The 11,727-nt window shown below is 71.2% G+C and carries 11 protein-coding genes and 1 pseudogene; 10 read left to right on the plus strand and 2 right to left on the minus strand.

From position 1 onward, the window contains the following. Positions 1-158 precede the first annotated feature (158 nt). The 4 genes and pseudogenes from OG417_RS49170 (at position 159) to OG417_RS49175 (ending at position 2,660) form a co-directional block, all read left to right on the plus strand. Complete coding sequence (locus OG417_RS49170) at positions 159-977, plus strand: helix-turn-helix domain-containing protein (RefSeq protein WP_329245191.1); 819 nt, start codon at positions 159-161, stop codon at positions 975-977. Next, positions 974-1,132: a DUF397 domain-containing protein gene (locus OG417_RS54720; protein WP_442875628.1), complete on the plus strand. Its 159-nt coding sequence runs from the start codon at positions 974-976 to the stop codon at positions 1,130-1,132. The genes OG417_RS49170 and OG417_RS54720 overlap by 4 nt, the downstream gene beginning before the upstream one ends. A 66-nt stretch (positions 1,133-1,198) precedes the next feature. Next, a pseudogene (locus OG417_RS54725) lies at positions 1,199-1,279 on the plus strand (DUF397 domain-containing protein); the annotation flags it as partial. A 121-nt stretch (positions 1,280-1,400) separates the two neighbouring features. Continuing rightward, a complete protein-coding gene (locus OG417_RS49175) occupies positions 1,401-2,660 on the plus strand; it encodes a D-arabinono-1,4-lactone oxidase (protein WP_329245194.1) in 1,260 nt (419 codons plus the stop codon). A gap of 313 nt (positions 2,661-2,973) precedes the next feature. Here the strand turns inward: OG417_RS49175 and OG417_RS49180 are convergent, their stop codons facing one another. Further along, positions 2,974-3,300, minus strand: coding sequence for a putative quinol monooxygenase (locus OG417_RS49180; RefSeq protein ID WP_329245196.1), 327 nt, complete (start codon positions 3,298-3,300; stop codon positions 2,974-2,976). 90 nt (positions 3,301-3,390) lie between these two features. Here OG417_RS49180 and OG417_RS49185 point away from each other — a divergent pair, with 90 nt between their 5' ends. The 6 genes from OG417_RS49185 (at position 3,391) to OG417_RS49210 (ending at position 10,861) form a co-directional block, all read left to right on the plus strand. Further along, positions 3,391-4,443, plus strand: coding sequence for an aldo/keto reductase (locus OG417_RS49185; RefSeq protein ID WP_329245199.1), 1,053 nt, complete (start codon positions 3,391-3,393; stop codon positions 4,441-4,443). 760 nt (positions 4,444-5,203) lie between these two features. Continuing rightward, positions 5,204-5,635, plus strand: a complete 432-nt coding sequence (locus OG417_RS49190) for a hypothetical protein (RefSeq protein ID WP_329245201.1) — start codon at positions 5,204-5,206, stop codon at positions 5,633-5,635. Further along, positions 5,635-7,791, plus strand: a complete 2,157-nt coding sequence (locus OG417_RS49195) for a bifunctional polysaccharide deacetylase/glycosyltransferase family 2 protein (protein WP_329245203.1) — start codon at positions 5,635-5,637, stop codon at positions 7,789-7,791. The genes OG417_RS49190 and OG417_RS49195 overlap by 1 nt, the downstream gene beginning before the upstream one ends. Before the next feature lie 177 nt (positions 7,792-7,968). After that, positions 7,969-8,361 (plus strand): YciI family protein, encoded by a 393-nt coding sequence (locus OG417_RS49200; RefSeq protein WP_329263073.1) that lies wholly within the window; start codon positions 7,969-7,971, stop codon positions 8,359-8,361. A gap of 25 nt (positions 8,362-8,386) precedes the next feature. Continuing rightward, positions 8,387-9,610, plus strand: a complete 1,224-nt coding sequence (locus OG417_RS49205) for an RNA polymerase sigma factor (RefSeq protein ID WP_442875792.1) — start codon at positions 8,387-8,389, stop codon at positions 9,608-9,610. Positions 9,611-9,688: 78 nt separating this feature from the next. Then, positions 9,689-10,861 carry a glutathione-independent formaldehyde dehydrogenase gene (locus OG417_RS49210; protein ID WP_329245205.1) on the plus strand — a complete coding sequence of 391 codons (1,173 nt, stop codon included), beginning with the start codon at positions 9,689-9,691 and terminating at the stop codon, positions 10,859-10,861. On the opposite strand, the gene OG417_RS49215 is transcribed toward OG417_RS49210, so the two are convergent. Beyond that, positions 10,839-11,657, minus strand: coding sequence for an FHA domain-containing protein (locus OG417_RS49215; protein ID WP_329245208.1), 819 nt, complete (start codon positions 11,655-11,657; stop codon positions 10,839-10,841). The genes OG417_RS49210 and OG417_RS49215 overlap by 23 nt on opposite strands. Positions 11,658-11,727 lie beyond the last annotated feature (70 nt).

Raw genomic sequence — 11,727 nt, forward strand, 5'->3', positions numbered from 1 at the left:
CTTACTGCCGCATCATCGCGCCTTACACTTTCATTGAGCGGCACTTTCCATTCCACCATCTCGCTGGTCTCTAGAAATTTTCACAAATCACTTACATGTCATATCCGCGTTTTCTACCCTCCGTATCGACCGGTCAGCTGGACATACGGGGAAGAGAAATGCCGATCGTGCGAGAGCCGCTCAATCCCAAGATCTCTCTGTGGCACATGCTCGCCCATCTGCTCAGGTGGGAGCGCGAGAAGAACGGTCTGTCGCAGGCGCAGTGGGGCAAGATCGCCAGTGCCGCGCCGTCGTCCGTCGCCAACATCGAGGCCGGCCGGAGGAAGATCGACGAACGACAAGCGAAGATCATCGACAAGCACTTCCGAACCGGTGGCCTCTTCCAACTGCTGCTCTGGTACGCCCGAAACGGTCACAACCCCGACTGGGCCCAGTCGGTGGCCGCGTACGAGTCCGTCGCCCGGCTGCTCAAGATCTACCAGGGGCAGTATGTCCCCCCACCGTTCCAGACCGAAGAGTACGCGCGGGCGCTGTTGCGGGCGAGCAGCGACGTCAAGGACATCGAAGCAACTCTCAAGGCCAGGATGGCACGGCAGGCCGCAATCCTGGACCGGCCAGATCCGCCATACGTCTGGTTGCTGCTCGATGAGAGCGTGTTGGATGACCGCATCGGCAGTGTCGAGATCATGCAGTCTCAACTCCGTCACCTGCTGGAGTTGATGGCACACCCGCGCATCTCCGTCCGGATCGTCCCACAGTCGGCAGGCGCCCATGTCGGGAAAGATGGTCCTTTCCGTGTCATTACTGTCGATTCCCGCGATATTGCCTACGCTGGTGCACGGCGAGGCGGTCGGCTGATTGAGATGTGCAGCGAGGTCGACGACTTTCGGCTGGACTTCGACTTGATCGGACAGAAGGCAGCGTCCGACGACGCCTCAAGAGCCCTGGTCGAACGGCGATTGGAGGCCATCGAGTGACGACGCAGTGGCGCAAGAGCTCTGCCAGCGGAGGAGTCGACGACGAGGCGTGTGTCGAGGTCGCGCCGGTTTCTCGCCAGGAGGTCACCGACCTGATGACGCGATTCGGGGCCGCCCAGGCCCAGTCGACGAGTTCCGACTGGGCTTCCACCTGATCGGGTAGAAGGCCACGTCGGGTGATGCTCGCGTGTCCTGATCGAACGGCGATTGGAGGCAAGCGGATGACGGTGCAGTGGCGTAAGAGTTCTGCCAGCGGTGGAGTCAACGACGAGGCGTGCGTCGAGGTCGCCGGTTTCCCGGCAGGAGGTCGCCGCCTTGACGGCGCGGTTCGCGGGTGGCGGCGTCGGTCGCTGAGTCGTACGGGACGATGGTCGGTCGCCCGGTCACCGATACCTTGCCCCTGGAAGCGAATGAAGGGCGGGGATGTCGGTGTCCGGTGGACTGACCAACTGGGCGGGGAGCGTCACCTTCCAGGCGGAGCGGGTGGAGCGGCCCGGCTCGCTCGACGAGCTACGGGCGCTGGTGGCGAGAAGCTCCACGGTCCGGACGCTCGGCAGCGGGCACTCCTTCAACGACATCGCCGACACCTCCGGAGTGCTGCTGTCGCCGTCCGCCCTGCCCGGGGTCTTCGAGATCGACGACGCCGCCCGTACGGTCCGGGTCGGGGCGAGCCTGCGGTACGCGGAGCTCGGCCGGCGGCTGCACGAGGCGGGGTACGCGCTGGGCAACCTGGCCTCGCTCCCGCACATCTCGGTGGCCGGTTCGATCGCCACGGCCACCCATGGCTCCGGCGACGGCAACCGGAACCTCAGCGCCGCCGTGGCCGGGATGGAGATCGTCACCGCCGACGGTGACCCGGTCACGCTGCGGCGCGGCGACGAGGGGTTCGAGGGCGCGGTCGTCGGGCTGGGCGCGCTCGGCGTCGTGGTGACGGTGACGCTGGACATCGTGCCCGCCTTCGACATGCGCCAGTACGTCTACGAGGACCTGCCGTTCGCGACGCTGGAGGACCACTTCGACGACGTCTTCTCCAGCGCGTACAGCGTCAGTCTCTTCACGGGCTGGCGCGGCCCGGCGATCGACCAGGTGTGGATCAAGCGCCGCACCGACCAGGACACGAGCCCGCCCGGGGACTGGTTCACGGCGCGGCCGGCCGGCGAGCCCCGGCACCCGGTGCCCGGCATCTCCGCCGCGCCGTGCACCGAGCAACTCGGCGTGCCGGGCCCCTGGTTCGCGCGGCTGCCGCACTTTCGGCCGGAGTTCACGCCGAGCAGCGGTGTCGAACTCCAGTCGGAGTACCTCGTGCCCCGCACGCGTGCCGTCGAGGCCCTGCGGGCGGTGGACGCGATCCGCGACCGGGTGGCCCCGGTACTCCAGATCTCCGAGATCCGCACCATCGCGGCGGACGACCTGTGGCTCAGCACCGCGTACGGGCGCGACTCGGTCGGCATCCACTTCACCTGGGTGAAGGACCTGGACGGTGTGCTGCCGGTGCTCGCCGCCCTGGAGGAGTGCCTCGCGCCGTACGAGCCCAGGCCGCACTGGGGCAAGCTGTTCACCATCGCACCCGAGGCGCTGCGCGCGGCCTACCCGCGGCTGCCCGACTTCCAGGCGCTCAGGCACCGCTTCGACCCGACCGGCAAGTTCACCAACGCGTTCCTCACCCGCCATCTACTCACCTGAACACGAGCCGACCAGCACGGAGGCCACGGAGGCAGCAGCGAGATGGCGCCCTCGCGGCTGTGAGGGTGCTCCTCACCATGCCACGCACCGGTTACCTCGGAGCGGCCACTCTCCCAACTCGGACCAGGTGAGAATGCCCCTCACCATGCCAGGCCCGGGTGAGGGTGCCCCTCACCATCCCAAACCCGGACGAGGGTGCCCCTCACCATCCCAAACTCAGACGAGGGCCCCATCACCATCCCAAGCCCGGGTGAAAATGCCCCTCACCATCCCGGGCCCGGACGAAAGTGCCCCTCACCATGCCAGGCGCTGGTCAGCCTGGGACGGCCATCTCTCCCAGTTCGGACCAGTCGTCCTGGGGCACCGTGGTGTTCACGATGCGCGGGGTCTCGGAAAGGTGCGGCGGAAGCGTTTGCTGCGCCGTCTTGAAGTGGTCGGACTGGACGTGGGCCGCGCCGGCCTCGCCGTCGCGGAACGCCTCGACGAGGACGTACTCGTTCGGGTCGTCCAGGCTGCGCGACCAGTCGAACCACAGGCAGCCGGGCTCGGCACGGGTCGCCTCGGTGAACTCACGAGCGATCTCCGGCCACCGATCGGCGTCCTCGGGCCGAACTCGAAACTTGGCGGTGATGAAGATCATGAGAACTCCTCATGCTCGGCTACGCCCCCACGATGCCAGACGGCCCACGGCTCACGAAGGGCCGGAAGGCCCGTGTCTAGGATCAAGAACATGGAATATCGACAGTTGGGACGTTCGGGCCTGAAAGTGTCGGCGCTGACCATGGGCACCATGACCTTCGGCGGTCAGGGGAACTTCGCCAACGTGGGTGACACGGACGTCGACGAGGCGCGGCGGCAGATCGACATGTGCCTCGAGGCCGGTGTCAACATGATCGACACGGCCGACGTGTACTCGTCCGGCCGCTCGGAGGAGATCGTCGGCGAGGCGATCAAGGGGCGCCGGGACGACGTGCTGCTCGCCACCAAGGTCCGGATGTCGATGGGGCCCGGCCCCAACGACGCGGGCCTGTCCCGCCACCACATCGTGGCCGGCTGCGAGGCCAGCCTGCGGAGGCTCGGCACGGACCGCATCGACCTGTACCAGGTGCACGAGTGGGACGGCGTCACCCCGCTCGAGGAGACCCTGGAGGCGCTGGACTCACTGGTCCGCTCCGGCAAGGTGCGGTACGTCGGCGCGTCCAACTACACCGGCTGGCAGCTGATGAAGGCGCTCGGCACCGCGGACCGCCTGGGCTACCAGCGGTTCGTCAGCCAGCAGATCTTCTACTCGCCGCAGGCGCGCGAGGCGGAGTACGAGCTGATCCCGGCCGCGATCGACCAGGGGCTGGGCGTCCTCGTGTGGAGCCCGCTCGCCGGTGGCCTGATGTCGGGCAAGTACCGGCGCGGCCGTACGGCGCCGGAGGGGTCCCGGCTGCTCACCGAATGGAACGAGCCGCCGGTCCGTGACGAGGACAAGCTGTACGACACGGTCGAGGTGCTCGTCGACATCGCCGAGGGGCACGGCGTGTCCGCCGCCCAGGTCGCGCTGGCGTACGTGCTCGGCCGCCCCGCCGTGACGTCACTGGTCATCGGCGCGCGTACGAGTGAGCAGCTCGCCGACAACCTCGCCGCAGCGGACCTGACGCTCGGCGAGGAGGAGCGCGCCCGGATCGACGAGGTCAGCGCGCTGCCGCTGATCTACCCGTACTGGCACCAGGCCGCCACCGCGCGGGACCGCCTGTCCCCCGCCGACCTGGCCCTGCTCGGGCCGTACCTCGGCTAGGCCGAGCAGTTCCGCGGAGCCGCCTTACGCCGCCGAGGATTCGACGGCCCGTGCACGGACCGCTGCGCCGTTCGGGCGTCTCGTGGCCGTGCGGCACTCCTGGCTCGTCTCCGGCGCGGAAGGCCGGCACAGGCAAGGACTGACCTGCGCTCTCCTCGGCGACGCCGGTGTGCCGGTCAGTGAAACCGGGGCACGATCAGGTTGATCCCGTACGTCGCGATGGCGGCGCAGGCCGGGAAGCACAGACCAGCGGCGACGGACGCCCCGGCGGCCACCGGGGCGTCCGGCTCGGAGTCGCGAAGATCATCCGCCCAGGGGCGGGCGACGAGCAGGTCCGCCCAGCGCGGGCGGACGGCGACCGCGCCGTCTGTGACGAGAGATGGCCGTCCCGGGCGGACCGGCGCCTGGCATGGTGAGGGACCCCCTCACCCGGGCCCGGCATGGTCAGGGGCACCCTCACCCAGGCCCGGCATGGTCAGGGGCACCCTCACCCAGGCCCGGCATGGTCAGGGGCACCCTCACCCAGGCCCGGCATGGTGAGGCGCACCCTCACCCAGGCCCGGCATGGTCAGGGGCACCCTCACCCAGGCCCGGCATGGTGAGGCGCACCCTCACCCAGGCCCGGCATGGTCAGGGGCACCCTCACCCGGGCCGAGCTGGGGGCGGCCGACCCACACGAGCGCCTCGGAGTGTAACGCCATAGGGCGCTGTGACGCTGAGAAGGTGTTGACATCGGGATAACTGTGAGCATTGGGATTAAATGGGACAGAACCGGCCTGCGGTGACGCAGGTGCTGGAGCCGGAGCCGGTCTTCGTCGACCGGACGGGCAGGCGCCGGCGGCTTGCCCGTAACGTCGGCATCGCCGTCGGATGTCTACTCGCCGCCTACCTCGCGGTCGTCGCCTTCGGGCTGGTCAGCGGCGCCGACGCCCCCATGGCTCCGTGGCCTGGTCCCAAGCCCTCACACCGCGCCGCACCTCCCCGTCATGGCCGGATCGCGGCTCGGCCGGACACCCCGCGGCCGGACGACCGGCCCACGCCGAGCGCCACCGCGCGAAGCCAAGGCGCGCACTCGCCCGGCAGCACTCCCACCACGGCGCGGTCCACCGCACCGGCCGCCGCGTCGTCGGCCCAGCCCGGGCAGGGCCACGCGTACGGCCGCACGAAGAGCCCGAACCCCCGGAAGCCCTGATGGCCGGCCGAAGCCGGCGCCGCGATCCGCGGGGGCACTGGATCCTTCTCATCCTCTGCGGATTCATCCTGGCCGCCGGGCTGCTCCTGCAGGGATACGCCCACGGCGCGGTGGGAGAGTCATCCGGGCACGACCACACCGGCGCCGGCCCGGCGCCGGCCGCCGTGACCCACGGCGGCCCCGTGCTCAACCTGTCCGGCGGACGACCGCAAAGCGTCCGGACGCCCCGGCACACCATCGCGCTGACCTTCGACGACGGGCCCGATCCTCGCTGGACCCCGCAGATCCTCGATGTACTGCGCCGTCACCGGGCCCACGCCACCTTCTTCGTCGTCGGGGCACGCGCCGCCGATCACCCCGGCCTCGTCCGCAGAGCCCTTCGCGAGGGCAACGAGATCGGCTCCCACACCTACACCCACATCGACATGGCCGGTTCGCCGGCGTGGCGGATCCGGCTGGAGCTCGGACTGACGCAGCGGGCCCTGGCCGGCGCGGCCGGTGTCCACACGCGGCTGCTCCGCATGCCGTACTCCTCGTTGACCGCCGACATGTCCGCGCCCGAGTACCGCGCCGCGCAGGAGGCCGCGCGGCTGGGCTACGTACTGGTGAGCACCGACCGCGACACCGACGACTGGAAACGGCCGGGCGTCGCGCACATCGTCCAGGCCGCGACCCCGCGGAACGGAGCGGGCGCGGTCGTGATGATGCATGACGCCGGCGGCGACCGCGCCCAGACCGTACGGGCGCTGGACACGCTCTTGACCGACCTGTCCGCGAAGGGTTATCGCTTCACCACACTGAGCGCGGCGACGCACCTGCCGGCCGCCGACGTGAGCGCCTCGACCACCGCGAAGGTGACCGGCGCGGCACTGGTCGACGGTCAGCGGGCCGCCGGCGGGCTGACGAGCGCGTTCGCCGCGCTGTTCGCGGTGGCGGCCGCACTCACCGGCCTGCGGCTGCTGGCACTGCCGATCTTCGCCCGCACGCACGTCCGGCGCACCCGGCGCGAGCGACGGCGCCGCGCCAAGCCCTGGCTGGCCGCGGGCACGGCACCGCCCCCGGTCTCGGTCGTCGTTCCCGCCTACAACGAGGAGGCCGGCCTCGCCGCCACCGTACGGTCGCTCGTGCGGACCGACTACCCGGCACCGATCGAAGTGATCATCGTTGACGACGGCTCGACGGACGACACTCCGTTCATCGGCCACCGGCTCGCCCAGGAGTTCCCCCATGTCGAGCTGGTACGCCGCCCGAACGGCGGCAAGCCGGCCGCGCTCAACACCGGCATCGCCCGTGCCCGGTACGACATCCTCGTCCTCGTGGACGGCGACACCGTCTTCCAGCCGGACACGATCGGCAAGCTCGTCGGGCAACTCGCCGACCCCACGGTCGGAGCGGTGAGCGGCAACACGAAGGTCGCCAACCGGAAGGGGCTCATCGGCCGCTGGCAGCACATCGAGTACGTCATCGGCTTCAACCTCGACCGCCGCATGTTCGACGTCCTCGAATGCATGCCCACCGTGCCCGGGGCGATCGGCGCCTTCCGCCGCCGCGCCCTCGCCGCGGTCGGCGGCCTGAGCACCGACACGCTCGCCGAGGACACCGACCTGACCATGGCGATCTGCCGCGCCGGCTGGCGCGTGGTGTACGAGGAGAACGCCATCGCCTGGACCGAGGCGCCCTCCTCACTCCGGCAGCTCTGGCGGCAGCGGTATCGCTGGTGCTACGGCACCCTGCAGTCGATGTGGAAGCACCGGCGATCGCTCGTCGAGCGTGGCCGCTCGGGCCGGTTCGGCCGCCGCTGCCTGCCGTACCTGACGATCTTCCAGGTCGTACTCCCCCTCTTCGCGCCCGTGGTCGACATCTTCGCCGGCTACGGCCTGATCTTCCTTGACCCCCTCACCGTGACGGCGTCGTGGCTGGCGTTCGCGGGCGCCCAGGCACTGGCCTCCGTGTACGCCCTGCACCTCGACGGTGAGCGCCTCCGTACCCTCTGGGTACTCCCGCTCCAGCAGGTCGTCTACCGTCAGCTGATGTACCTCGTCGTCATCCAGTCCTTGGTCACCGCGGTCCTGGGCGCACGACTCCGCTGGCACGTCATCCGCCGCACCGGCACCTTCTCCGAGGAAGACCCCCTGCCGTCCCAGGCCAACGCCTGAGACCGTCCGACGGCCGGGGCCCAGGCCCCACGGGACGAGAGGCGGCCGGCGAGTGCCCGGCAGAAGAATTCTCCGGCGATGGGCTGCCAGGATGTCGAGAAACCGCGGCCGGCTTCTACCTGTGGGTGAGAGCGTCGGGAGGCGGCGCGACAGGGAGAGGACGAGACCGTGAAGTACATGATGCTGATGCAGTTCAGCGCCGCGCAGGCCGACTTCCCGAGCATCGACACCTGGTCGGCGGAGGAGGTCGCGGCGCATGTCGACTTCATGCGGCGCACCAACGAGGAGCTCGTCAAGTCCGGTGAGTTCGTCGACGGGCAGGGTCTGGCCATGCCCGACCAGGCCAAGATCGTACGCGCGGGCGACGGTGGCCGGCCGGTGGTCAGTGACGGGCCGTTCCCCGAGACCAAGGAGTTCCTCGCGGGCTGGTGGATCGTCGACTGCGAGACGCCCGAGCGCGTGGTCGAGCTGGCCGCCGCCGTGTCGGCCGCGCCCGGCCCGGGCGGCCGGCCGCTGAACATGCCGATCGAGGTCCGAGCGGTGATGGCGGCCCCGACCGAGGAGCTCTGACCTGGAGACGGGAGCCGATGACCTGCTGCGGACGCTGGCGCCGCAGGTCATCGGCGTGCTCTCCCGCCGGTTCGGCGACTTCGAGGCCGCCGAGGACGCCGTGCAGGAGGCGCTGCTGGCCGCCGCGACACAGTGGCCGGCCGAGGGCGTGCCCGCCAACCCGCGAGGGTGGCTGATCCAGGTCGCCGCACGCCGCATGACCGAGCAGGTGCGCGGCGAGCAGGCGCGGCGGCGCCGGGAGGACCTGGTGGCCCGGCGGACGCCGGACGACCGCCGGTCGGCACCGGCCGCCGACGAGGAGTACGCGGCGGACCGCGACAACACGCTGACCGTGCTGTTCCTGGCGTGCCACCCGTCGTTGACCCCGGCGTCGGCCATCGCGCTCACGTTGCGGTCCGTCGGCGGGCTGACGACCGCCGAGATCGCGGCGGCCTTCCTGGTGCCCGAGGCGACCATGGCGCAGCGGATCAGCCGGGCCAAGCAGCGCATCCGGGCCTCCGGCGTGCCGTTCCGCATGCCGTCGGAGCAGGAGTGGCCGGGCCGCCTGCGGTCGGTGCTGCACGTCCTCTACCTGATCTTCAACGAGGGCTACACCGGGACGACCGGTGCCGACCTGCACCGCGTCGAGCTGTCCCGGGAGGCGATCCGGCTGGCCAGGGCGGTGCACGCGCTGCTGCCCGACGACACCGAGGTGGCCGGGCTGCTGGCGCTGATGCTGCTGATCGAGGCACGGCGGCCGGCGCGCACCGGCCCGTCCGGGGAACTGGTGCCCCTCGCCGAACAGGACCGGAGCCGATGGGACGGCGCGGCGATCGCGGAGGGCGTCGCGCTCATCACCGCGGCCCTGTCCCGGGGCGCGGTCGGCCCGTACCAGCTCCAGGCCGCGATCAACGCGGTCCACGACGAGGCGGCCACGGTCGAGGAGACCGACTGGCCGCAGATCCTCGCGCTGTATGGCCTGCTCGAACGCATGTCGGACAACCCGATGGTCACGCTGAACCGCGCCGTGGCGGCGGCCATGGCCGACGGCCCGGCGGCCGGTCTGGCGCTCCTCGACGCGCTGGAGTCCGACGGCCGGCTCTCCGGCCACCACCGGTGGCACGCGACCCGGGCCCACCTGCTGGAGATGCGCGGCGACCGCGCGGAGGCCGCGGAGCACTACCGCACGGCCGCCCGGCTGACGATGAGCCTGCCCGAACGCCACTACCTCATCGGCCGCGCCGCCCGTCTCGCCGAAGGGACCCGGTAGACGTCCCGGTGATCCGCGCCGCCTGACCCGTTCCCGGTGCGGGTACGGATGAGGCATGGGGGATTCCGGAGTCGTACGGTGAGGGCGGTCGTCTTCGGGGGCACCCGTGCGGTCGCGGTCGAGAACGTGCCGGACGCCCGGATCGAGGAGCCGTCCGACGCCCTGGTCCGGGTGACCTCCAGCGCGATCTGCGGCACCGATCTGCACATGTACGACGGGCGTACGGGCGCCGAGCCCGGCATGGTCCTCGGCCACGAACCGCTCGGCGTGGTCGAGAGCGTGGGCGACGCCGTACGGATGGTCGGGCGCGGGGACCGGGTGGTGATCCCGACCCACCTCTACTGCGGGGTGTGCGTCAACTGCGCGCGCGGGCTGTCCGCGGCGTGCCTGCGCGTGCGTCCCGGCGGGATCGGCGCCGCGTACGGCTACGCGGGGATGGGCTGCTACCGGGGCGCGCAGGCGGAGCTGCTGCGCGTGCCCTTCGCGGACGCCAACTGCGTCCCGGTGCCCGGTGAGCCGGACGACGTGTACGAGGACGACTTCGCGATGCTGCCCGACGCGTTCGTGACCGGCTGGCACGCGACCGAGCTGGCGTCGGTGTCCGCCGGGGCGTCCGTCGCGGTCTTCGGCGCGGGCGCCATCGGGCTGCTCTCGGCGTACAGCGCGCTGCTCAAGGGCGCCGAGGAGGTCTACGTCGTCGACCAGGTGCCCGAGCGGCTGGACAAGGCGGCCGAGATCGGCGCCACCCCCGTCGACTTCCGCGCGGGCGACCCGGTCGAGCAGATCCGCGACCTGCGCCGCGCCTCCGGGCCGCCGCCGGGTGAGGAGGCGCTGAGCGGGGTGGACGCCGGCATCGACGCGGTCGGCTTCCAGGCCCGCGACCGCCTCCGGCCCGGCGAGGAGAACCCCACGCAGGTGATCAGCGACCTGGCCCACCTGGTGAATCCGGCCGGGCACCTGGGCGTCATCGGGGTGTACGCCGAGAAGGACCTGTCCCCCGCCCCGCGCGGCCATACCGACGGCCGGCTCACGGTGCCGTGGGCCACGCTGTTCGCCAAGGGCGTGTCGGTGCGGTTCGGCCGTACCCACGACCGGCGCTACACCGTGCTGCTCCGGGATCTGATCCTGTCCGGCCGGGCCCACCCGGGCATGGTCGTCACCCACCACGGGCCGATTGAGGAGGCGCCGGCGCTCTACCGGGCCTTCGGCCGGCGCGCCGACGGCGTCATCAAGGCCGTGCTTCGCCCCTGACGGGCGGTTCGTCCAGGACGGCGAGGTCCGGCGGGACCAGCGTGGTGGACAGGAGCAGCTCGCGGATCAGGTTGTGGTTGAGGGCGTTGCCGACCGGCTCGCCGATCTCGGCGCGGGTCAGGCCCGCGACGCCGCCGGCGGACAGCCGGTTGCGGACCCCGAGGACGAGGTGCTCGACCTTCTTGCGGGTCCAGCCGGCGTCCGGTCGCAGCTCGGCGAGCTGCGCGGCCGCCACGTGCCAGGACAGGGGCTGCGGGCGCGGCTCGTGCAGCAGGTAGCGCTGGCCGAGGACGATCAGCGCGAGGCGTTCGTCCTCGTCGAGCGCCCACATCCTGGGCGGCCGGGTGACGTCCTCGTGGCGGGGGGCGGGCCGCCGTCCGTCGGCGCCGGCGACGTACACCTCGAGCAGGTGCTCGCGCTCGTTGGAACCCCGGACGAACAGCGGCGTGTATCCCTCGGCCAGCGGCACCGGCTCCTCGTTCCCGAACAGCAGGCGCGCGCCGGGGAGCCGGATCGGCAGCCGTCCGGTGTTGTGCAGCCACCACTGCCGGTCGCGGTGCACCAGGCTGCCGTGCCGGCGGCTCACCCGCAGGTCGTCCTCGCCGAGGCAGACATGCACGTCGGGCCGGTTGCGGCCGAAGATCACCTCGCGGCCCTCGCCCGAGCCGAGCGCGATGCCTCCGGCGAGGGTCAGGGTGAAGATCGTGCCGGGCGCCGAAGGCGGGACACCACGGGCCAGGCTGCCGTGGCTCTCCGGCAACCTCGTGCCGCCGTCCATGGGCCGAAGCGGACTCACCGGTGTCCTCCCGTCATCGTGTGACCCGTGTCTTCGATCGACTCATTCGCTCGGTCATCGGCATCCCGGC

Source organism: Actinoallomurus sp. NBC_01490 (assembly GCF_036227085.1).
Lineage (GTDB): Bacteria > Actinomycetota > Actinomycetes > Streptosporangiales > Streptosporangiaceae > Actinoallomurus > Actinoallomurus oryzae.

Excerpts from the sequence above, each read along its gene's own strand:
- OG417_RS49190 (WP_329245201.1), top strand. The coding sequence starts at position 5,204 with ATGGGACAGAACCGGCCTGCGGTGACGCAGGTGCTGGAGCCGGAGCCG.
- OG417_RS49195 (WP_329245203.1), top strand. The coding sequence starts at position 5,635 with ATGGCCGGCCGAAGCCGGCGCCGCGATCCGCGGGGGCACTGGATCCTT.
- OG417_RS49185 (WP_329245199.1), top strand. The coding sequence starts at position 3,391 with ATGGAATATCGACAGTTGGGACGTTCGGGCCTGAAAGTGTCGGCGCTG.
- OG417_RS49180 (WP_329245196.1), bottom strand. The coding sequence starts at position 3,300 with ATGATCTTCATCACCGCCAAGTTTCGAGTTCGGCCCGAGGACGCCGAT.
- OG417_RS49200 (WP_329263073.1), top strand. The coding sequence starts at position 7,969 with ATGATGCTGATGCAGTTCAGCGCCGCGCAGGCCGACTTCCCGAGCATC.
- OG417_RS49175 (WP_329245194.1), top strand. The coding sequence starts at position 1,401 with ATGTCGGTGTCCGGTGGACTGACCAACTGGGCGGGGAGCGTCACCTTC.
- OG417_RS49170 (WP_329245191.1), top strand. The coding sequence starts at position 159 with ATGCCGATCGTGCGAGAGCCGCTCAATCCCAAGATCTCTCTGTGGCAC.